General features: G+C 62.2%; 16 protein-coding genes, 3 tRNA genes and 2 pseudogenes. 13 read left to right on the forward strand and 8 right to left on the reverse strand.

Features of this window, described 5'->3' with window-relative positions; all coding sequences use genetic code 11:
* Positions 1-77: 77 nt before the first annotated feature.
* Positions 78-1,457: an amidase gene (locus VGL01_RS22200; RefSeq protein ID WP_331573209.1), complete on the reverse strand. Its 1,380-nt coding sequence runs from the start codon at positions 1,455-1,457 to the stop codon at positions 78-80.
* A 238-nt stretch (positions 1,458-1,695) separates the two neighbouring features.
* Here VGL01_RS22200 and VGL01_RS22205 point away from each other — a divergent pair, with 238 nt between their 5' ends.
* The 4 genes from VGL01_RS22205 to VGL01_RS22220 all read left to right on the forward strand — a co-directional run bounded on the left by VGL01_RS22205 (position 1,696) and on the right by VGL01_RS22220 (position 3,559).
* Positions 1,696-3,039, forward strand: a complete 1,344-nt coding sequence (locus VGL01_RS22205) for a type 1 glutamine amidotransferase (protein WP_331573211.1) — start codon at positions 1,696-1,698, stop codon at positions 3,037-3,039.
* A gap of 139 nt (positions 3,040-3,178) precedes the next feature.
* Positions 3,179-3,254: transfer RNA gene (locus tag VGL01_RS22210), tRNA-Gly, on the forward strand.
* A gap of 63 nt (positions 3,255-3,317) precedes the next feature.
* Positions 3,318-3,393: transfer RNA gene (locus VGL01_RS22215), tRNA-Gly, on the forward strand.
* 92 nt (positions 3,394-3,485) lie between these two features.
* Positions 3,486-3,559, forward strand: a tRNA-Cys gene (locus VGL01_RS22220).
* A gap of 96 nt (positions 3,560-3,655) precedes the next feature.
* On the opposite strand, the gene VGL01_RS22225 is transcribed toward VGL01_RS22220, so the two are convergent.
* The 3 genes and pseudogenes from VGL01_RS22225 to VGL01_RS26175 all read right to left on the reverse strand — a co-directional run.
* The gene (locus tag VGL01_RS22225; protein ID WP_331573213.1) at positions 3,656-4,435 is read right to left on the reverse strand and encodes an inositol monophosphatase; all 780 of its coding nucleotides are present in this window, start codon (positions 4,433-4,435) and stop codon (positions 3,656-3,658) included.
* 95 nt (positions 4,436-4,530) lie between these two features.
* Positions 4,531-5,010 (reverse strand): helix-turn-helix domain-containing protein, encoded by a 480-nt coding sequence (locus VGL01_RS22230; RefSeq protein ID WP_331573215.1) that lies wholly within the window; start codon positions 5,008-5,010, stop codon positions 4,531-4,533.
* 21 nt (positions 5,011-5,031) lie between these two features.
* Positions 5,032-5,514 (reverse strand): annotated as a pseudogene (locus VGL01_RS26175) (DUF6597 domain-containing transcriptional factor); the annotation flags it as partial.
* Here VGL01_RS26175 and VGL01_RS22235 point away from each other — a divergent pair.
* The 5 genes from VGL01_RS22235 to VGL01_RS22255 all read left to right on the forward strand — a co-directional run bounded on the left by VGL01_RS22235 (position 5,481) and on the right by VGL01_RS22255 (position 13,295).
* Positions 5,481-6,464, forward strand: coding sequence for a glycerophosphodiester phosphodiesterase family protein (locus VGL01_RS22235; protein WP_331573217.1), 984 nt, complete (start codon positions 5,481-5,483; stop codon positions 6,462-6,464). The pseudogene VGL01_RS26175 and the gene VGL01_RS22235 overlap by 34 nt on opposite strands.
* A gap of 173 nt (positions 6,465-6,637) precedes the next feature.
* The gene (locus VGL01_RS22240) at positions 6,638-8,002 is read left to right on the forward strand and encodes a GGDEF domain-containing protein (protein WP_331573219.1); all 1,365 of its coding nucleotides are present in this window, start codon (positions 6,638-6,640) and stop codon (positions 8,000-8,002) included.
* A gap of 285 nt (positions 8,003-8,287) precedes the next feature.
* Positions 8,288-10,252 (forward strand): asparagine synthase (glutamine-hydrolyzing), encoded by a 1,965-nt coding sequence (asnB, locus tag VGL01_RS22245; RefSeq protein ID WP_331573221.1) that lies wholly within the window; start codon positions 8,288-8,290, stop codon positions 10,250-10,252.
* A 372-nt stretch (positions 10,253-10,624) separates the two neighbouring features.
* A complete protein-coding gene (locus VGL01_RS22250) occupies positions 10,625-12,688 on the forward strand; it encodes an SMI1/KNR4 family protein (protein ID WP_331573224.1) in 2,064 nt (687 codons plus the stop codon).
* A gap of 130 nt (positions 12,689-12,818) precedes the next feature.
* The gene (locus VGL01_RS22255; protein WP_331573226.1) at positions 12,819-13,295 is read left to right on the forward strand and encodes a GNAT family N-acetyltransferase; all 477 of its coding nucleotides are present in this window, start codon (positions 12,819-12,821) and stop codon (positions 13,293-13,295) included.
* On the opposite strand, the gene VGL01_RS22260 is transcribed toward VGL01_RS22255, so the two are convergent.
* From VGL01_RS22260 to VGL01_RS22270, 3 genes are read right to left on the reverse strand one after another with little or no spacing between them, the layout of a single operon-like run.
* A complete protein-coding gene (locus VGL01_RS22260; protein ID WP_331573228.1) occupies positions 13,292-14,173 on the reverse strand; it encodes a cytochrome c oxidase assembly protein in 882 nt (293 codons plus the stop codon). The two genes, VGL01_RS22255 and VGL01_RS22260, sit on opposite strands and share 4 nt — an antisense overlap.
* A 31-nt stretch (positions 14,174-14,204) precedes the next feature.
* On the reverse strand, positions 14,205-14,675 hold the full coding sequence (locus VGL01_RS22265; RefSeq protein ID WP_331573230.1) for a copper chaperone PCu(A)C: 471 nt from the start codon (positions 14,673-14,675) through the stop codon (positions 14,205-14,207).
* 31 nt (positions 14,676-14,706) lie between these two features.
* A complete protein-coding gene (locus tag VGL01_RS22270) occupies positions 14,707-15,390 on the reverse strand; it encodes an SCO family protein (RefSeq protein ID WP_331573232.1) in 684 nt (227 codons plus the stop codon).
* Positions 15,391-15,699: 309 nt separating this feature from the next.
* Between VGL01_RS22270 and otsB the strand changes: the two genes are divergently transcribed.
* Positions 15,700-16,452 (forward strand): trehalose-phosphatase, encoded by a 753-nt coding sequence (gene otsB / locus VGL01_RS22275; protein WP_331573234.1) that lies wholly within the window; start codon positions 15,700-15,702, stop codon positions 16,450-16,452.
* Positions 16,449-17,891: an alpha,alpha-trehalose-phosphate synthase (UDP-forming) gene (gene otsA / locus VGL01_RS22280; RefSeq protein ID WP_331573236.1), complete on the forward strand. Its 1,443-nt coding sequence runs from the start codon at positions 16,449-16,451 to the stop codon at positions 17,889-17,891. The genes otsB and otsA overlap by 4 nt, the downstream gene beginning before the upstream one ends.
* Positions 17,892-17,951: 60 nt before the next feature.
* On the opposite strand, the gene VGL01_RS22285 is transcribed toward otsA, so the two are convergent.
* A complete protein-coding gene (locus VGL01_RS22285) occupies positions 17,952-19,820 on the reverse strand; it encodes an ABC transporter ATP-binding protein (RefSeq protein ID WP_331573238.1) in 1,869 nt (622 codons plus the stop codon).
* Between the two features lie 780 nt (positions 19,821-20,600).
* Between VGL01_RS22285 and VGL01_RS22290 the strand changes: the two genes are divergently transcribed.
* On the forward strand, positions 20,601-21,665 hold the full coding sequence (locus VGL01_RS22290) for a glycosyltransferase family 4 protein (protein WP_331573240.1): 1,065 nt from the start codon (positions 20,601-20,603) through the stop codon (positions 21,663-21,665).
* Positions 21,666-21,909: 244 nt separating this feature from the next.
* Positions 21,910-22,172, forward strand: a pseudogene (locus tag VGL01_RS22295) (hypothetical protein); the annotation flags it as partial.

The following is a 22,172-nucleotide window of genomic DNA, read 5'->3' on the forward strand; positions in this document are numbered from 1 at the left end:
AATCGCTGCATTTTAGTGTGAATTGCCGCAGCCAGTGGCATCGAGCGTGCGTGACGATCCGCACGCCCTGAACCGGCTCAGCGAATCGAGTCGAGCACGCGTTCGACCGCGAGCGCCACGCCGAGGAGCGCGTCGTCGCGATGCGGTCCCGCGGCGAGCATCAGCCCCACGGGCGCGTCCCCGCGTGCGTGGCACGGCAGCGAAACGGCGCAGGCGTCCAGGACGTTGAACGTGCTCGGGTTACGCAGTACCAGCGCGTTGATGCGCGCATACGTTGCATCGTCGCGATCACAGTCTGCGACACGGGGCGGCGCGATCGGCACAGTCGGCGCGACGATCGCATCGAAGTGCTGCCAAAGGGTTTCTTCCGCGGCTTTCATGAGCGCTGCGCGCTCGGCGATGAGATCGAGGTAATCCGTCGCCCGGGCGCTTTCCCCTTTGAGAATCCGCGCGAGCACGCGCGGATCGTAGCGCTCGCGCTGCGTGGCGATGTGCCCGCGATGCCAGGCGTAGGCCTCCATCGCCGAAAAGCCGAAACGGTTGATCTCGGGCAGGCGCTCGAGCGGTGCGAAATGGACATCGGAGAGGATCGCGCCGGCCGCTTCCAGGTGCTTGAGCGCTGTGTCGAGCGCTTGAGCGACGCTCGGCTCGACATCGTCGGTGACGTAGTGGGTCAGCACCCCGAGACGCACGCCTTCGAGCGGGCGCCGAGCGGGAACGCGCGGCTCGAGACCGGCGAGGATGCGATCGACGAGCGCACAGCAGGCCACGGATACGCCTATCGGCCCGAACGAATCGAGCGTGGTGGATAACGGCACGGCACCTTCGCGCGGAATACGGCTTGCGGTCGGCTTGAACCCGGTCAGACCGCAAAATGCGGCCGGGATGCGGATCGAGCCGCCAGTGTCCGTGCTGAGCGCGACGGCGGCCATGCCGTCGGCGACCGACGCCCCTGCGCCCGACGACGAGCCGCCCGCGATGCGGGCCTCGCCCGGCTCGCCCCGACGGTACGGCGAGAGCGGCGTGCCGTAGTGCGGATTGAGGCCCAAGCCCGAAAACGCGAATTCGGACATGTTCGTGCGGCCGATGAGCACGGCGCCGGCGTTGCGCAAACGCGCCACGACGGGAGCGTCGGCTCGAGCCGGCGGCGCGTCGGCCAGCACGCGGGAGCTCGCGCGCGTGACCTGGCCCTTCACGTCGAACAGATCCTTGATCGAGACCGGGATGCCCGCGAGCGGGGACAGTACGGTCCCGGCGGCCCGCAGGCGATCGTGCGCGTCCGCGGCGGCACGTGCCGCTTCGGCATCCGCCTGCATGAAGACGGTCGAGCCTTGACCCGCCGGATCGCCAATGCGCTCGAGCGCGGTTTCGACGAGCACGCGGCTCGTCGTTTTACCGGTTGAGAGATCGTCGGCGAGGCGGGCGAGCGGAGGGAAGGGAGCGAATTCGGTGGCCATGGGGTGACGGTGTCGAGTCGGATGGGGGCATAGCGCACAGCATGCTGTAGGCATTGTAGCGGTGGCATGCGGCATGCGCAGGCAGGCGAGCCTGAGCGAAACAACCGGGTCGCACGGCGGGCGTCGCGGGGCCGCCGGCCCGCATCGATCCGCCACGATTGCCGCGACTTTGCACGGTGGCGGATAATGGGTGCTCTTTCATCGCTGTGCGTGCGACGCGCGCGCCTGTCCCATCGTCATGAGCGAAAAAACGCCACCGAACGCCGGCCACGCCGGTCCAGACACTCCAGTCCACTCCTCCAGCGATTCTTTTGCCGCACCGCATACGTCCGAGCCGTCGGGCACGACGGCGGGAGCGGCGTCCCCGGGCGGACCCGACGCACCGCCGCCGCTGGCCCCGGCCGGCGGCGCGGGAGCGAGCGGTACCGCTGCCGAAGCAGCGGCGCGTGCGTCGACCGATACGCCCGGGAGTGCTTCGACGGTGGCCGTTACCCCCGAAGCGGCGCCCCCGCAATCGGGCGCGGCGGCTGAAGCCGCCGAAGCGCGGGCGTCGGCGGCGCGCGAGACGTCGGCACAGGAGAGCGCCGCGCACGAGGCCGAACGATCGCCGGGAGGAGGGGCGCCGCCGCCGGGATTCGGTGCGCCGCCCGACTTCGATGTCCCGCGCCCGCCGCCCCCGGGCGCCGCCGGGACCGTGTCCAGACCTGCCTATCTGAAGTACAACGACTCGGCGTGGACGGTCTTCGGCCGGACGATCGCGGCGCGCGCGCGACTCTTTTTCGACCGGGCGGGGCAGCGGATCACCCAACGCACGCTGCGCATCGGCGTGTCGGCACGGATCTTTCACCCCGAGCCGGGGGCGATCGGGTTGCGGGGCAAAACGCTGCAATATCTCGAGGAATCGGTGGCGCACTGGGTGATGTCGCGCGATGTGATGGTCTTCATGATTCCGACGGTCGGCCATCAAGGCATGCTTCATCCGAGCAACATCCGCCTGCGCGATTACGCCAAGCATCTCGACGGCCTGTTGCTGCAGGGCGGCGCCGATGTCTCGCCGCAGACGTATGCCGCCACGGAAACATTGGCCGAATGGCCGGGCGATCGCGTGCGCGACATGTACGAGCTCGAACTGCTGCACGAATTCATCGAATCGGGCAAGCCGGTGCTCGGAATTTGCCGCGGGTGCCAACTCATCAATGTCGCGTTTGGCGGCTCGCTCTATCAGGACATCGCGACCGAAGTGCCGACAGCGGGCGTCCATGTCAATGAGCGTTACGATCAGCATCGGCACTCGGTCCGGTTCCCGGATGGCTCGACCCTGGTCAATATGTTCCCGGGGCGCCGCGAGGCGCTGGTCAATTCGATCCACCATCAGGCCGTGAAGACGCTGGGCCGCGACTTGAACGTGGAGGCGGTCTCGGCTGGGGACGGGCTGATCGAGGCGGTGCGCTATCGGCGGGCGCCGTTCGTGATGGGCGTGCAATGGCACCCCGAATTCCATCGCGCGGGCGGCCCGGAGCTGCTCGATTGCACGCCGCTGCTCGACAGCTTTTTGCGCGCGGCGCGCGAGACGCGTCTGTGAGCCGCATGCGGTGCCGCGGCGGCGACAAAGGTGTTGACACGATTCAGCAGGTTATACATAATCTCGCTTCTCCGGTGACAAGCCTTTGAGCGCGATGCGCTGAGCCAGGCGAGTCGATCGTCAGCCGGGGAGGCGCACTGCGGGAGTAGCTCAGTTGGTAGAGCGCAACCTTGCCAAGGTTGAGGTCGCGAGTTCGAGACTCGTCTCCCGCTCCAGTTTCGCGAAGATGTTGCGGCGGCGAGGCAAATTGCCGGGCAGCATTGAACATGCAGGTCAAAGCGGGAGTAGCTCAGTTGGTAGAGCGCAACCTTGCCAAGGTTGAGGTCGCGAGTTCGAGACTCGTCTCCCGCTCCAGGTGGATAGGGGAAGCTGAGCTTCCCTTTTTGTTTAGTCATTCGCGGTTCGTTGTAGCCTGGCAGGCCGCGACGTCCGGTGAGTCCGCTTACGGCGCGATAGCAAAGCGGTTATGCAGCGGCCTGCAAAGCCGTGTAGGCCGGTTCGACTCCGGCTCGCGCCTCCAGACAGAAAAAAAGCCCTGATCCGTCAGGGCTTTTTTTCTGCGACAGATTCCTCTGGGGAACTGACGTGTCCTCCGTCGCCTGACTTGGCTCCCGTTTCATTGCTGGCTGTCCAGCGCCTCTAATATCAAAGGCATCAGCGACCTGTCGGCGGCCACAAACTCGAACTGATCGCGCAGGGACGGTAAATAAAACAAACCGCTGTGATTGTGCGGGACTCCGACTTCATCCAGAAACAACGTGCCTGCGGCTAAATCCCAGCTTTTCAAGTACTCAGCGCAGCCACTTAAAATGCCTTCGGCGACCAGGCATAAATCCAGGCAAGGCGATGCCAAACGCCTAAAGTCATCCACATAGCGCAATAGAGTAGACATCGTATCCAATTGTCGCTCGTGTAAGCGCCGATCGTGAGCAAAGCCAGTAGAGAAAATGGTTTTATTTGTGCGGGTGGCTCGGTGAACTGGTGCGCCATTTTTCATCAAGCCGTTTCCTCGTTTGGCGTGATAAATGTCGCCGTTTGGTAAATTGACCACAAAAGCGTATTGAATGCGATTATTTGAAACGAGGCTGATCGAGGTACTGAAATATGGGAAGCCTATTATCGCGTTCATTGTGCCGTCGAGCGGGTCGACGAGCCAAAAATCTTCTTCCGAAGCGTTGGCGGACGTGACTTCTTCGATCGATTCTTCGCTAATGTAGTCTATGTCCAAGATGTTTTTAAGCTCTACTGCCAGGTGTTTATCTATCCAAAGGTCAAGATCTGTCGTGTATCCGTCGTTCGTTTTTTCGGATGCGATATGCGCTCGAGCGGTATCGCGATAACGCTGTGAAACCGATCGTAGTATCTCCAGAACTGCAGTCGATTGTATGTCTGTCATTTTATTTCCGTCTTTGTCGTCAAATCGATGAGATCGCTGCGGCGATATTCGCGATCCTGCGCCTCGTACCTGCCATTATCGGCTTGGCAAGTACCTCACAAATGGCTTGAACGATCGATGGTCGACGTCCGCGTCGACACTTGCTTGCGTTGATATTGCGCGGGTGAAATCCCGAAGGCTCGACAAAAATCCTTGGTCAGATGGGCCTGATCGAAGTATCCCAACTCGGTGGCCAGCCCGGCAAGTTGCGTGCTGCGGTCCGACGCGAGGCGATACGCCGCATCTTGCAGCCTGTAACGTTGGATCACCCATTTGGGGGATACTCCGACGTATTCACGGAAGAGCCGCTGCATTGCGCGCAGGCTCATGCCGAACGCCTCGGCGAGTGTCTCGACCCGCGCCGCGCCGCCTTCGCGACGGATTTCCGCGACGATCGAGCAAACGAAATCGACGTTTCGATCTGGAGCAGGAAGTGACGGATCGAGCAGGCTTTCAGCCGCGCTGATCATGCTCTCGTGTGAGTCTGGCGTCAGAATGCTGCTTTCGAGCGCAGACTCTGCGCAGCCGATCAACATAGCCGGGGAGACCTTTCTCCCCGTAAGAGACGCGACAGGGTGGCGGAGGAAAGGGCGCAGCCCACCTACACGAAACCTCATCCCATAGGCTCGTCCTCGCCCGCCCAACATGCGCTCCTCCAGACCGGGCACAACTCCAAACAAAGCAGTCTCTCCCCGTAGCACCAACAAATGCGCGTTCGGAGATGGAATGATGCGCTGGGGCGTAGCCGCTGAGCCAAGCAAATCCCATTCGGCGATCCAATGATGGTCGACGAAGGGTCGAAAGCGGATCGACGGCGTATACCGCCAAATCCGTATGCGTGCTGACGCGCCGGCAGGATCGAGTATCCCCCTGGGAAGAGGCGGGTGCTCGCAGGGCTGTGTTCTGTCGCGTTTTTCCAAGTCGTCATCCATAGCGTGGCATAGCATGCCGCCCAAGCACTCTCCCCTTAGCCCCTTCACCCCTTCACACCAATGAGCGTCTGCCAATGCGCAAATTATGGCCATGGATCGTCGGTGCATCAGCGATATGGATCGCCTTTGTTTTTGCGAACAACTCTACCTTTTTTGCGAAAGGCATGTCCGGGAGGCCAACACTGCTCGCACATCGTGGAATGTCGCAGGACTTCGATAGAGCCGATCTCGAAAACGATACGTGCACGGCGACCCGCATGCGTCCGCCGACGCATTCCTATCTCGAGAATACGATCGCGTCGATGCGGGCCAGCTTTGCGGCCGGGGCGGATATTGTCGAACTCGACGTGCATCCGACGACGGACGGGCAGTTCGCTGTCTTTCACGACTGGACCCTCGATTGCCGCACGAATGGCCACGGCGTAACTCGGGAGCAATCGATGGCCTATCTGCGAACGCTCGATGTCGGCTATGGATATACGGCCGATGGCGGGCGTACGTTTCCTTTTCGCGGCAAAGCGGTGGGTCTGATGCCCTCGCTGAACGAAGTGCTGACAACGTTCCCGAAGGGACGATTCCTGATCAACATCAAGAGCAACGACCCGAACGAAGGACGTCTGCTCGCGGCAGTTCTTCGTGAGCAATTCATCGAAGCGTCTGAGCGCCTGATGGTCTATGGCGGAGACGCTCCCATTGCCACCTTTCGAGCGGAGATGCCTCGAGTGAAAGCGATGTCTCGCAGCACACTCAAGAGCTGTCTCATGTCCTACGTTGCATATGGCTGGACGGGGTTAGCTCCTCCGGCGTGTCGCAACAGCATCGTCTTTGTGCCAATCAATGTCGCTCCGTGGCTTTGGGGCTGGCCAAATCGCTTTCTCGACCGTATGACGGGTGCTGGAAGCGCTGTTTTCGTCATCGGGCCTTACTTCGGTGGTGAATTTTCGACCGGTCTCGATACGGTTGCCGATGTTCGCCGGCTGCCGAGCGGCTACACCGGTGGCATCTTGACGAACGAACTCCAGAAGGTTGCTCCTGAACTGGCGCACGTCAGAAAGTGATGCCGGGCGGCCCGCGTGATGCAACGCAGCAACTTGTATTGCGCAGAAGAAAAGGCGCAAAATCACGGCAACTTTCCGTCGTGTGACGGCGATTCGCGGCTGCAAGCGCATCGAAACAATTGCGAGACCAGGTATCGACTCCTGAGCGCCCCCAAAAACGATAAAACACCGGCATGGAAAGCTTCCTGACGCAAAACGCCACGCGCAAACAGACGGCATTCTTGGGCGTCACTGCGTTGATCGTCCTGCTGGTCTTCTCAACATCGGCCACCCATGCGCGCGTGGCGCTTCCCATCATCGCGCCTTTCATGCCGATGTGCGCGTTGACCGTGTTCACCACCTCGGGTATTGCCACGTATTTACTTGCCGCCCGCTTCACCGCAACGCGGCAGCCCGTCATGGGCGCGCTCGGCGGTGCCTATGCTTTCACAGCGCTAACGGTGGCATTGCAACTGCTGACGTTCCCCGGTGTATTCGCGCCGACCGGGCTGCTCGGCGCAGGTCCGCGCAGTTCGTTATGGATATGGGTTTTCTGGCACGGTGGATTTCCGTTCTTCGTGATCCTGGCTGTGATGGCGCGCCATCGATTCAGGCGAGTGTCGATCCCAGCCAGCGCTATTGGCGTGTGGGCGTGGTTACTGATCGCGGGACCGATTGCTGTCGGCGCGGCGCTTGGCGCGTTCGCAATTTACTTCGACTTGCCTTCACCGCTTCATGCGGCAGACAACGGCAACCTGTTCGCAATCGGTACGACCGCCCGTGTAACGTGGTTGCTCAATATCGTTGCGATCGTCGTCGTTCTGCTCGCCGGCCGTCTGCGCACGGTGCTCGATCAATGGTTGTGGATCGCCGTGCTGGCCTGCTTCGTCGACACCAGTCTGAATCTATTGACTGCAACCCGGTTCAGCGTGGGCTGGTATGTCGCGCGGGTATTCAGTATGTTCGCGCCAGGAGTGCTGGTCTGCCTGCTCGTATGGGAAGTCAGTCTGCTTTATCGGCGACTCTTCGATGCGCATGCCGCTTTGCTGCAAACATCGGCGCGCGATGGACTGACGGGAATCTATAACCGCAGCTATTTCGATGAGCAATATCGGAGGGCGTTCGACTACGCCGAACGCATGCGCGCACCCCTATCGATCATCATGATCGACATCGACCAATTCAAGCTCTACAACGATGCGTTCGGTCATCTGAAGGGCGATGCGTGCCTGGCCGCGGTGGCCAAAGCGCTCGTGGGCGTCGTCAGGCGACCGACCGATTTCGTCGCGCGCTATGGCGGCGAAGAATTCGCGATCGTTCTCCCCGACACCGACTTGCGTGGGGCTTCCGACATCGCGGAGCGGGCACGCGAGGCCGTCATGTCGCTGAGCCTCCATGCGCCGACATCGCGGGGCTACATTACGATCAGCGCCGGCTGCGCGGTCGCAGGGCAGGGGGGCGCGTCGTCTCCCGAGGCACTCGTCGAGGCGGCCGACGCGGCCATGTATCGGGCAAAAAACGCCGGGCGCAACCGGATCGACCTCGCCACGACGGGTTGATTCACCCAGTGCGGATTCTTTTTTGCACGGGTCACCGTACTTTGTGCAGACGAAAGTACTGCTTCTTTTCGTAGTTTTCTTTTTTGACGAAATTTTTTCGTCCTGCGGGGACCGCCGGCATTCGCGCCTGCCCGTGCACCGATGGGATTGGATCGAGGGAATGTAAAAAATTCCGAATCTGCCCCCGGCATTATTCGTGAATATTTTCTCCGTAACATGGGTCGTCGAACAGGCGCCTGTCCATCAGGCGAGCGCCACGCCCGACTACTCGAACGGATTGCAGATATGTGCGGAATCGCCGGTTTCTGGACCCGAACGGCGTCCGAGCACGACACGGCTCGAGCGACACTCTCCCGGATGACCGATAGCGTCGCGCATCGCGGCCCCGACGACGCAGGCGCCTGGTTCGACCCGGCCGCAGGCGTCGCGCTCGGTCATCGCCGATTGGCTATCGTCGATCTGTCCGAGCACGGCCGACAGCCGATGGTGTCGGAATGCGGCCGTTTCGTCATGACGTTCAACGGCGAAATCTATAACTGTCGCGAGCTGCGCGATGCGCTCGAAGCCGAAGGGCGCGCGCCCGCATGGCGCGGCCACTCCGATACGGAGATCTTGCTGGCGGCATTCGTTGCGTGGGGAGTCGACCGCACGCTCGAGCGCGCGGTCGGCATGTTCGCGCTTGCGCTGTGGAACCGTCAATCGCGCGTGATGACGCTGGCCCGCGACCGGGTTGGCGAGAAGCCGCTTTACTATGCGCGTGTCGGTGACGGCATCGTGTTCGCCTCCGAGCTCAAGGCGCTACGGACTTATCCCGGCTTCGACGCCCGCGCGATCGATCGCGATGCGCTTTGCCTCTATTTGCGTTACGCATGCGTGCCGGCGCCGCACACGATTTACGAGAATGTGCGCAAGTTGCCGGCCGGCAGCTATGTCCAGCTCGAACTGCCGGAGGTCTGGCCGGCGCCGCGGCGCTACTGGACGCTCGAACAGGTGATCGGCCGAGGCCGGGCCTATCCGTTCGAAGGCAGTCCCGAAGCCGCCGTCGACGAGCTCGACCGATTGTTGCGCGACGCGGTGCATGGCCAGATGATGGCGGACGCGCCGCTCGGAGCGTTCCTGTCGGGCGGGGTCGATTCGTCGGCTATCGTTGCGCTGATGCAGGCGCAGTCCGCCAAGCCGGTGCGCACGTTTACGGTTGGCTTCGACGATGCGACCTACGACGAAGCCGTTCATGCGAAAGCGGTTGCACGTCATCTCGGCACGGAGCACACGGAGATCGTCGTGACGGCTGCCCGAGCGCTGGAACTCGTGCCCAAGTTGCCGACGATATACGACGAACCGTTTGCGGATGCCTCGCAGATTCCTACTTACGTGGTGGCGCAGACCACGCGCGAGCATGTGAAGGTTGCGCTCTCGGGCGACGGGGGCGACGAACTATTCGGCGGTTACACGCGTTATTTCCTGACGCCGCGCCTCTGGAGCCGCCTGCGGCGCGTGCCGTCCGGCATGCGCAAACGGATCGCATCGGCGCTTTATTCGCTTCGGCCCGATCATGCGGATCAGTTCGCGGCGCTGTTTCAGGGTGCCTGGTCCCCGGGTGCGCGAGACGGGACGCGCATCGGTGAGCGTCTGCACAAGCTCGCGAACGTGATGGGTGCACAGAGCAGGACCGATCTTTATCGGCTTCTGTTGTCGTCGGTTCATCATCCCGAACGCCTTGCGCTCTCGGGGCGCGAGCTGCCGACGCGTGTCGATACGCCCGAGGCATGGTCCGTCGATCTGGAATTTGCCGAGCAGGTGATGGCGGTCGATGCGCTCACTTATCTGCCCGATGACATTCTGGCGAAGGTGGATCGTGCGGCAATGGCGGTGAGCCTCGAGACGCGCATGCCGTTTCTCGACCATCGCGTCGTCGGGTTCGTCTGGAGCCTTCCGCTTTCGATGCGCATACCCGAAGACAAGCCGAAATGGCTGCTACGTCAGTTGCTGTACCGCTATGTGCCGCGCGAGATCATCGATCGGCCGAAGCAGGGTTTTTGCGCGCCTGTAGGCGAATGGTTGCGCGGTTCGTTGCGCGACTGGGCGCAGGCGCTGCTCGATCCCGCGCGATTGCGTGATGAAGGGTTTCTCGATGCCACGCGGGTGGACCGGATGTGGCAGCAGCATTTGAGCGGGCGGATGAATTGGCAGCATCCGCTTTGGACGGTGCTGATGTTCCAGGCGTGGCTCGATGCGCAGAAGAATGGGTGAAAACGCATGGATTGTATCGATTAAGGTTTTCCCCTGGCCGGCGTAATTCCGATTCGCTAGTCGACTAACCCGAAGCCCCGACGGTGACGTAGGGGCTTTTTGATTTTTTGGGCGTCCCTTTTATTCGCCGATATGCCTGTTGCATGCCGTTGCTTCGCTTGGTCCGAATGTGAGATCGGTCGAAGTGGCAGGCAGGTAACGCGGACTACCGTCCTCTCCTTGCGTGGCATCCGCTGCGCATCCACAGTGAGAGGAGAGGGCCGTGGGAAAGTCAGTCTTGTGTCGTTGGTTGATAGTGGGATGGTTTGGAACGAAGGGAACGGCGCCAGACGAGTGTGACCTCAACAACCCATAAGGCACACGAGGCTGATTATGGCGGAAACTTCTTCATTTCCCGCATGGCTCGAACGCGCTTACGATGCTTGCCGTCGAGCTATTTCCCGGGGACTCCAAGCAGAGACCATTGCTATCGAGGATGCGTACCTGCGGGTCACCGCTGAAGCTATCCAGGCGCCGGAGGACATACCTCGCTGGCCGATCGCGGCCTGCCGCGGATACGCGATGCGGGCCTGTGACGGCAGTGCGGCCACATTGCGGCGCCCTGTGGTATTTGAACTCGATCGGGCGAATTGGAGCCTCGAACGGCGCTCCGATAAACCGCTAATCCGCTCGCTCCTACCCAACGAGGTAATCGAAGTCCACGCCCATAGCCCACTACCGGAAAACGCGGATACCGTCGTTTCACTCCAAGAAAATAAGCCTCCGACGGGCAGAGGCTTTGGCCAGGTTTGGCTGAGAGAACCCCCACCCGTGGGCGCGAATATCATCGCGCGCGGCAGCGAATTTTCAGCGGGCGCGACCTTGCTCGGGAAAGGACAGCGAATCACCGCCGAGCGCCAAGCCCTTCTGATAGCGGCCGGGGTTCGCTCGCTCAAAGTTGCGAAACGGCCGCGCATCGGCGTTGTGGTGTCGAGCTACGAGCGCTGTGCTCCCGAAGCGATCCGCCAGTGTTGGCAGATCCCCGACTCATGCGCCGCGTACATGTGTTGTTTGCTTAGACAATGGGGCCATGATGTAGCGACGGTCGAGTTTATCGCGCCTCGTCCAAGGACGATTCCCGAAGGAAGTTCTACCGTGGACGCCGAACTAGCGTTTCAGCAGCGCATCAGAGAACTTGCGACGCGGTGTGACCTCATTATTGGCAGTGGCATGCTCGCGGGCGAGCCACATGTACGCCTTGGGCTGAACGCTATGCAGGGGTTTGGGGGGTGGAGCGGAAGCAAGCTCGACCTCAAGCAGACCCGAGGGGAAATCGTCGATTTCGGGTTGAGCGAAGCTCGTTCCCCCGCGTGGACTGAGAAAATCGACTTCCACAACGAGTTCGGCCGGCTCAAGGAGCAGTGGCATATCTATCACGCCGACCGAGCAACCCTCGTCAACCTACCCGGCCACCCAGGGACGGTTGCGATTCTGATGCACACAGTAGTGCGGCGCATCCTGGATTTATACGAGTTCGTCGAAACCCCTCATAAGTTTCCCTACGGGTTCGTCGAATCCGCTGGCCCGCATTGGGAAATCGGTGAACTGGCTCGTGATGTCGAACGCGATCCGAAACTGAACGCGATGCTATGGGCGCGCATTGTTTGGGGCCCACGTGGCGAGCCGCTGATCGATCCGCTTTCCGATCAACGGCCTCACCTCATTACACCGTTTATCGAAGCAGAACTCATCGCGGCGATCCCTGCAGGTGCGACGCGCCTTCTCGCTGGCAGTCGCATTCATTTTCTCCGGCTCGATGCCACGCGGCAGCCGGGCCTAGCCAATCATGCGTTGCCCTCTCTAATCGAAGAGCCGCTACCCACACAGGAGGAAAAGCAAGTGGAACAAGAAATCGTACGTCCGTCTTTGACGGTTTCCGAGTCCTGGTCTCGCCTCGATCCGTGGCTTGCGGACCACCCCGAAGAGATTCCGGGCGGGTTGAACGCCGGAGCAGGCGACGAGGACATACGGTCGCTCGAAGCAGCACTCGGCATCGAGCTGCCGGAGGACTTCATCGAGAGCCTCAAAATCCATAATGGACAACCGAGGACCGCCGGCGATTTCTTCGACGGCGATAGTCTGCTATCCGGCCGGGACATGCTGAACGCATGGAAGGTTTGGCACAAGCTCGTCGTGAGCGGTGACTTTGAGGATTGCAGTGCCGAGCCGGACGATGGCATCAAAGACGATTGGTACAACCTCAAATGGATTCCGTTTACGTCGAATGGTGCGGGAGACCATCTGTGTCTCGATTTCGATCCGGCGGAGGGTGGCACTGTGGGACAAGTCATCCGGGTCTGGCACGACGATGACCAGCGAACGCTAGTCGCTCGGAGCTTCCGCGAGTGGCTTCACCGTTTCGTAGTCGAGTATACGGACGACGAGCCCGAAGACTGACCTTGAAGGGCGGCGGTGGGCCGCGCCTGTATTGCGCTGCCGAATCCGCCCGCCTGCCGGGGTGGCTTTCGGTTGCGGCTCACCGCATAATCGCGAAATACCGAAGACGATTTGCAGCGATTGCCACCCCATGACCGCTCGATTCCCTACGACGCTGGAAGCCCTCGAATGGCGTTGGAAGTTTTTCTCTGACCTCACGCCGGCGGAAGTCTATGACTTGCTCGCCGCGCGCAACGAAGTTTTCGTCGTCGAGCAAAACTGTGCCTATGGCGATGTCGACGGCCTCGACAAAGACGCCTGGCATTTGCTCGCCTATGCGGCCAACGGCGAGCTGGCCGGCTACCTTCGCGTATTGCTGCCCGACGAAAACGAACCCGATGTCCGCATCGGCCGTGTGCTGACCACGGCAGGATTTCGCGGCATCGGACTCGGCAGTGCCATGCTCGAACGCGCACGAACGCATATCGCCGCGCAGTGGCCCGGTATCGCCATCAGCCTTCATGCACAGGCGCATCTGCAAGCGTTTTACGGTGCCTTCGGTTTTAAACCGTCATCGGATATCCACGATGAAGACGGCATCCCTCACATCTGGATGCGTTCCGCCTAGCCTCCGGGCTCAAAGCGGGGCACGCTCTGCGGTGGCGACTTCACGTGTCCACCTGCGCGCTCTTCGATGAGCCGCGCACGGGCCGACAAACGCATCCAATGGCGCAGCGCAATCAGCGCGCCGAACACGCTCATCATCGAACCCGGGATCCAAAGCAGCAAGCCGCCGATCTGTTGATCGCGGATTGGGCTCAGCCATGTGAATGCGCGGCCGCAAATCGAGTAAATCGGATACAGCTCATGCGGCGTGAAGAAGATCAGTGCGCCGAGCACGATTTGCGGCGGGATTGCCGCGATGACGATGATGAGGCGCCGTCCCGCGGCAAGGCGTGCGGGCGGCGCGGGCCGTGGATCGAGCACGAGCCACCAGAAGAGCAACCCGTCGATGACCATGCTCCAATTCATGATTCGGTAAAGCCGCCAGTCGAGCATGGCTTTGAAATGAATCGGCGAAAAGAGCCAGAAATAGATCAGGCCCACGAAAAGCACGACTGCGACAACCGGATGAAATACGGTATCGAGCACCGCGCGCATCGGCTTCGTGCCCATCGCTGGATTGACGAAGCGCTGACGCCAGCGAAACGGAATGCCCGCACGTAGTGCCGCGCCCGGATACGACCATGCAATGAAGAACGGCCCGAGGTGATGCAGCACGAGATGCTGTAACCGGTGCATGAAAAACTCATGCTCAAAGTAATAGTCGAGTCGCGTATGCAGCGCGACATAGAGCGCAACGAGCCCGAACCAGAACGCGATGCGCCGCGCAACCGAAACGTGCGCGCGCCGTGCGCCACGCAAAAACAGTACCGCCGCACAGAGGATGGCGACCACGACCGTCGGCGACGGCTCCCAGGGTTCGAGCCAGTACAACAGATTCATCGTGTGCAGAGTTGAATGTCCGGCGTCCCGCTTACTGAGCCTGTCCAGGCGACTTCACGGCGAAAGGTGTGTCGAGCGTCGTGCCGTCGGAGAACTTCATGCGCAAATGCACCGTATCGCCGGGCGCGATCTTGCGCTTGGCCTCCTCGAGCATGAAGTGATAGCCGCCCGGTGCGATCTTCAATACACCGTGTGCGGGAACGGTTGCTTTCTCGACCATTTCCATTTGCGACGTCGATCCGTTCGACACCGTCTGATGAAGCATGACGCTGCCGTAATCGGGGCTCGTCACGTGGTCCAGATCGAGGTCGACGGGTTTATCGCCGCTATTCGTCAGCGTCACATAGCCGGCCGCCGGCAGCTTGTTCGGCAACCACCGCACCCAGGCGTTGGAGGCATGCACGGTTTCGGCTGCCTCCGCCACCGTTGCAAGAGTGAAAGCGAGCGATATCCCCAAAGCGGCAGCGCGAATGGAACGCAGCGTTGTCGTTCGTCGGTTCATGGCCATTGAGCTCCTGAGCAGGTCGGAAATATCAAGCATCGCCTTCCACGATGCGGCGCAGGTCGTGCGCGATCGCGTCCGGCGAGTCGTGGTCGGTGGCGAGCAGCCGGGCATGGCCTTGCGCATCGAAAATATAGACGGCCGAGCTGTGCGTGACCTCGTAATTGCCCTTCGGGTCGCGTTTCTCCATCTGGTAAGCGACACGATAGCGCCTTGCAAGCGATTCGATCTGCCGGTCGCTTCCTGTCAGACCGCGCGCGTGTTGCGCATCGAACGCGTCGACGTATTCGCGCAGCAACTGCGGCGTATCGCGGGCCGGATCGACGGAGATGAAAAGAATGCGGACCTGTCCAGCGTCCTTGGACGGAAGTTTGGCCAGGACCTGCATCAGACGCGCCATCGTCTCGGGGCAGACATCGGGGCAGTGCGTGTAACCGAAATAAACGAGCGTCGTCTGTCCCTTGAAGGCCGATGCGTCGATGGGCTTGCCGTCGTCGCCGGTCAGTGAGAATTGCAGATCGGGCAAGTGCCCGCTGACATTCGTCAACTGCCACGGCGCCCCGCGCTCGGAGCACGCCGCCATGAGCAGGGCAAGCATCGCGGTCGCCGCGAGCCGCACTGCGCGACGCAGCGACCGATTTCGCGATTGCACGGGAGAAAGCGATGAGGGCTGTGCCTCTAAAGGCGAACCGGCGGCAGGGGAATGGGGCGGCATCCGAGGCTCGAGAAATGCAGGCGGGCGAAGGCCGAGCACCGTCGCAAGCGCGTTCGACGCAAGGCGTGAAGCGCCTGCGACTATAGCGCAAAAGCCGTGCCGCTGCAGGCGGCGAAGCCGCGACGGGGCGCGTCGAGACAATTTGTCGCAGAAAAATGCCGAGCCATCTGTTTCACCGAGCGGTCATCGAACGGACGCATTGCCGGGCAGTCTTGCGACCCATTTTCTCGAAATCGCCGGCAAGGCGCGGTAAGATGCCTCTACTTTTCGGGTTCGGGCATCCCCCGGGCCGCTTTACGAACTCTGCTGATGCAATCGTTACCGGCTTTCCTGTCTCCTACCGAGACCGCGTTTTTCTTCGATTTCGACGGCACGCTCGTCGATCTCGCTTCCACGCCTGACGGCGTGATCGTTCCGCCCACGCTGCTCGATACGCTCGCCGAACTCCGGTACCTCTCGCGGGGCGCCGTGGCTGTTGTCTCGGGGCGGGGAATCGACAGTATCGACGGCTTTCTCGGCATGTTCGATTTGCCGGTGGCCGGGCTGCATGGCGCCGAACGGCGCGATGCGGCGGGCGACGTCATGCGCCTCGGCTTCGACGATGCACGCCTCGTGCGCATGGAGCGCGCGCTCGCGGAACTCGTGACCCAACATCCCGGCATGCTGCTCGAAATCAAGGGCGCGTCGCTCGCGCTGCACTACCGCAACGCGCCGCTTGCCGAGCCTGTCGCGCGCGAGGCAGCGGAGCGTCTCGTGGGCGAGTACGCCGATGCCTATGTCCTGCAGCCGGGCAAGATGGTCTACGAGATCAAGCCGAAGAACGTCGACAAAGGCCGTGCGCTCGCCGCGTTTCTCGACGAGCCGCCTTTCGCAGGGCGCATGCCCCTGTTCGCCGGCGACGATCTCACCGACGAAAAAGGCTTCGCCGTCGTGAACGCGCGCGGCGGTCTGTCGATCAAGGTGGGCGAGGGCGACACGTCGGCGCGCGCGCGAATCGAGTCGGTCGACGCATTTCGGGCGTGGCTCGCTTCGCTGGTAGCAGCTTCACGCGGCAATTCATGAGTCGCCTGATCATCGTTTCGAACCGCGTCGCGCCGATTTCCGAGGGCGGCCCGGCCGCCGGCGGTCTCGCCGTCGGCGTCTACGACGCGCTCAAGGAGACCGGCGGCATGTGGTTCGGCTGGAGCGGCGAAGTGCTGTCGTCGGGGCAGCCGCAGATCCAGCTCGTCGAACACGGGCCCGTCACGTTTGCCACCGTCGGGCTTGCAAGGCGCGATTACGATCAGTACTACCGCGGGTTTTCGAATGCGACGCTATGGCCCGCGTTCCACTATCGCGCGGACCTCGTGCATTACGATCGTCACGAGTTCGAAGGCTATCGGCGCGTGAATGCCTGGCTTGCGGGGCACCTCGTACCGCTGTTGCGCGACGACGATGTCATCTGGGTGCACGACTATCACCTGATTCCGTTCGCCGAAGCGTTGCGCGAGGCGGGCGTGAAGAACCGCATCGGCTTTTTCCTGCATATCCCGTTTCCCGCGGCGCAGGTCCTGCTGTCGGTGCCGCCTCATCGGGATCTCGTCAAAGCCCTGTGCGCATTCGATCTGCTCGGCTTTCAGACCCGGCCCGATCTGCGTGCGTTTTGCGACTACATCGTGCACGAAGCCGCAGGGCAGGTGGACGACACGGACGGCACACAGCCGGCATCGATCCGCGCCTTCGGCCGGTCGCTGCGCGCGGCTGCCTATCCAATCGGCGTCTATCCCGATGAAATCGCGCAATTGGCGAAGGCTGGATCGCGCGGCAAACCGGTGCGCACGATGAAAGCCACGCTGCACGATCGACAACTGATCATGAGCGTCGACCGGCTCGATTATTCGAAAGGTCTCGTCGAACGGTTTCGCGCATTCGAGCGCCTGCTCGATCGCTCGCCGGCATTTCGCAACCGGGTGTCGTTCGTGCAGATCGCCCCGCCGACGCGGGCCGATATGCACGCCTATCAGGACATTCGCCTGCGGCTCGAAGCGGAGTCGGGCCGAATCAACGGGCGTTTCGCGGAGTTCGATTGGACGCCGATCCGCTACATCCATCGGCAATATGAACGCCAGGTGCTCGCGGCGCTCTTTCGCCAGTCGCATGTCGGCTATGTGACGCCGCTGCGCGATGGGATGAATCTGGTGGCGAAGGAATACGTTTCGGCGCAAGACCCCGACGATCCGGGTGTGCTGGTTCTGTCGCAGTTCGCCGGCGCCGCGCAAGAGCTCACCGCCGCGCTGATCGTCAATCCGATCGATGTGGATGGGATGGCCGACGCGCTCGGCGAGGCGCTCGCCATGCCGCTCGCGGAGCGCCGTGCGCGCTATCGCGACATGATCGCCCAGTTGCGCGACAACAATGTCTCCATCTGGCGCGACAATTTTCTGCGCGATCTCAACCGGGGTGCGGCCGACAAGCCACGGGCCGTGCGAGCGCGAGCGGCGCGCAAGGCGGTGGTGGCCTGAACTGAGCCGGTAGCCGGCTTGCGTTCCTGTTCAGGCTCAGCAGGCCGGCGCATCGATGCGCTATGCAACGTGCTCGCCGACTTTGCGTCCGCCCGGATGCAGCACCACGCCTTTGCCGTGCTGCTTCGCCAGCAGGTCGCGATAGATGCCGGGGCGGTTGCGCAGTTCTTCGGGCGAGCCGTCGTCGATAACCTTGCCGGCACTCATCACGATGATCCGGTCGAAGTTCTGCAGCGTCGAAAGCCGGTGCGCGATCGCAATCACCGTGCGCCCGACCATGAGCCGGTCCAGGGCTTGTTGAATCGCTTCTTCGGAGGCACTGTCGAGTGCCGAAGTGGCTTCGTCGAGCAGCAGGATCGGTGCGTTTTTGAGGATGGCGCGTGCGATCGCAATCCGTTGCCGCTGACCGCCGGACAGCTTGACGCCGCGATCGCCGACGATCGTGTCGAAGCCGTCGGGCATCGACTCGATGAAGTCGGTGCAGCGCGCTTCGCGCGCGGCCGCGCGGACTTCATCGGGCGTGGCGTCGGGGCGACCGTAGGCGATGTTTTCGTAGACGGTTCTGTGAAACAGCGCAATGTCTTGCGGCACGAGTGCAATCGCATGACGCAGGCTTTCCTGCGTGACGGAACCGATGTCCTGCCCGTCGATCTCGATCGACCCGCCCTGTGTCTCGTAAAAGCGCTGCAATAGCGCGAGCACCGTCGATTTGCCGGCGCCCGACTTGCCGACCAACCCCACGCGCTGGCCTGCCGCGATATGCAGATCGAAGTGGTCGAGAATCGGACGCCGCCGCGGGTAGGCAAACGTCACCCCTTCGAAGTCGACACTGCCGCCGGTCGTGCGCAATGGCACCGCATCCTCTCGATCGGGCATGCCATGCGGCTCCAAAAGCGTTTTGACGGCTTCGGCCAGCCGCGCAATGTGCTGCGTCACGTCGACGAGCGCGACGGCCAGATCGCGCGTGCCGTGCAGAATCGTGAAACCGAGCGAACTCACGAGCACGATGTCGCCCGAGGTGGCGCGGCCCTGATTCCAGAGCCAAAGCGCCCAGCCGAGCAGGCCGGCCGAGAGCAGCGCGGTGACGCCCGCATGCAGCAGCCGCAGCCGTTCGAGGTAGAGCAACGATTCCTGACGGGCGGCCATTTCGGCTTGTACGGTGGCGCCGAAGCGTTTTTGCTCGCGCAGCGTCATACCGAAGGCGCGCACGAGGCCCATGTTGCCGATGACATCGACGAGTTCGCCGTCGACTGCCGCGGCCTTGGCCGCGAACTGATGATGCCTCGATGAGCCGCGTCCCGCGAGCTTGAACAGCACGACGGACAGAATGGCCGAACAGAGCATCAGGCTGAGCGCCATGATCGGGTTGACGGTGACGATCATCACGATCGCACCGAGCACGGCGATGCAAGGAGGCAATACGTTCCACGCCATCGTGTTTTCGGACGTATAGACCGCGTTCGACGTCGCCGTGATGCGGCTCGCGAGCGTGCCGGGCTGCCGTTCGGCGTAGTAAGTGGGCGAATGGCCGCTCAGGTACTGGAACAGATCGCGCCGCAAGTCGCCGGTCACGTTCACGAACACGTGCGCCGCCACCCAGCCGCCGATGCGCCAGAGCAGATTGTCGGCGGCAATCAGCCCTACGAGAATCGCGAATGCGCCCCACAGCGCCCCCGGATGATTCCGGCCGGCCGCCAGCACGTCGATCAGATGTTTGATCGCATATTGCGAGGCGAGCGCGCAGCTGACGGCCGCGAACACACTCGTCAGCACGATCGCGTGCGCGAACGGGTGACGGCGGATGTAACTCATCAGGAAGGCGAGGGGCCGATCCGCGTAGCTCGAAAGCTTCGCATCGCGGGCGTTACGCTCGGCGACGGTCAAATGTTCCAATTGTTCGTGCGGTGTACGCAAAACGGATGAAGTCATGAAAAGGATAGTCTGCGGATGGCGCACCGCGAGCCAATATCGAGATGGTTTGGCAAGCCGCCATTGTAAACATCCGCGTAATCATGGGTGGTTCGGACGGGCGCCTCGATGCAAGCGTTGGATGAGCACAACGCACAACGAGGCGTTGCACGGCTCATGCCGGGCTTGTCGGGACCGCCACGTGCGGCGACGTCCGCTACGGAGACACGACTCAAACGGCGCCGGAATCGGTCAAGATTACCGGATCGCCGAGGGACTGCCCGCTTCGCATGCAGCAGCGCGGGCCAATGCGGCGCGTGGACGACCGCGCATGGCCGGCAAGGGCGCATCAACGCCCCGAAACGGGATTCGGCAGGACACAGACGCCCAGTGTAGGCGACGCTTGGCACAGCGGGATTGACAGAGTGTTTCTTGATTGTAACAATGTAAAATTTCTGAAAGCCTTTACGGTGCTGCAGTGCAGCGGCAGGATAATCGCGCTACGGGTTAGCCCCTAGAAATTCCTGCCGACCCGGTCAACGGTTATGCAGGCGGTGCGTTAACTCGTCCAGAGCTTCGCGCTCGCGGCGTGCCGGCCCATCGGCCAGCTCGCCCGGAAACGGGCTCCGTGATTGCTTCCAGAAGGAAGATCACAATCAGGCGAACCACCGCAAGTCTGAACGAGAAATGAGCGCAGCGGGTCAGCGGCAATAGCCGGGCCGTTCGCGTCGCCAAGCGGGCGATTCGCTTCCAAGAAACAGCAGTCTTTTTTGCCTGAATTTTTATTAGGAGTTCATCACTATGCGGATCGCTCAAATCGCTCCTTTGCATGAGGCGGTTCCCCCGAAACTGTATGGCGGGACGGAACGCGTGGTGTCTTATTTGACTGAAGCGCTGGTCGAGCTCGGGCACGATGTGACGCTGTTCGCGAGCGGCGATTCCCAGACATCGGCGAAGCTCGAGGCGTTCTGGCCGCAGGCACTGCGGCTCGACCCGTCGATCCGCGACACGATGGCTCCGCATATGCTGCTGCTCGAGGAAGTGCACCGCCGGGCGCAGGATTTCGACGTGCTGCATTTCCATATCGACTATTACCCGTTCTCGCTGTTCTCGCGCCAGCCCACGCCGCACCTGACGACGTTGCATGGCCGCCTCGATCTGCCGGAACTGCAGCCGATCTTCAATACGTTCAACGACGTGCCGGTGGTGTCGATCTCCGATAACCAGCGTACGCCGCTGCCGCAGGCGCACTGGCTGTCCACGGTCTATCACGGGCTGCCCGAGAACCTGCTGACGCCCCGCACCGACGTCAAGCCGAGCTATCTGGCGTTCCTCGGGCGGATCTCGCCCGAAAAGCGTGTCGATACGGCAATCCGCATCGCCGAAAAGGCGGGCATGCCGATCAAGATCGCGGCGAAGCTCGACAAGGCGGACCGCGCTTACTACGAAGAGCAGATCAAGCCGTTGATGTCGTTGCCGCACGTCGAATACATCGGCGAAATCAGCGAGGCGGAAAAGGCCGAGTTCCTCGGCGGCGCGCATGCGCTCCTGTTCCCGATCGACTGGCCGGAGCCGTTTGGGCTCGTCATGATCGAATCGATGGCTTGCGGCACGCCTGTGATCGCGTTCAAGCGCGGCTCGGTACCCGAAGTCATCGAAAACGGCGTGTCGGGGTTCGTGGTCGAGGACGAGCTGTCGGCTGTTGCTGCCGTCAACCGCCTGCATACGCTGCCCCGCGAAACGGTACGCAAGGCTTTCGAGCAGCGCTTTACGTCGAAGGTGATGGCGCAGAACTACATCGCGTCGTACGAGACTCTCTTGCACCGCAAGCGCCGCGCCGTTCTGCGCGAAGTCGCGGCCGGTTGAGTGCCGGGCCGGGCCGTGCCGGGTCGCTGGCGCGATCGGCGCCGGGGCCCGAGTGCCGGTGTGCCACGCCCCGTCTGCCCCCGCGGCAGGTGGGGCGTTTGTTTTATGCGCGAAAGATCGCGCGGCCGGTGCTGCGCTGCCACAGCATTTCGGGCATGTGCCGCGCGGCTTCCTATAATGGCGCTGCCACAGCGCGTGGCAGCCATGAGACAGACCCTGTGCCGTCCGTTCAGAGGAGGATGAGTTGACGAGACCGAACCGTTCGCGGGAGAACCCGGCGCCAGGCGCCGGGACGGTCTTTGCGCTGCGCGCGATCGGGCTCGTCCTTCTTGCGCGATGGTTGTTTTCGATGGCCCAGATGGGTTATGGCGCCGCTTTTTCGGCGATGAGCTCTTCGCCTTGGGCATCTGTCAACGTTGTCTTTTTGTTTTTGCTGATCGTCCTGCCAGGGGCGCGGGCTCGTGCCGAACGGCCGTTTCATCCGTTGCCGCAACGGTTGCGTCAGGC

The sequence above is a fragment of the Trinickia sp. genome, from assembly GCF_036503415.1.
Taxonomy (GTDB): domain Bacteria; phylum Pseudomonadota; class Gammaproteobacteria; order Burkholderiales; family Burkholderiaceae; genus Trinickia.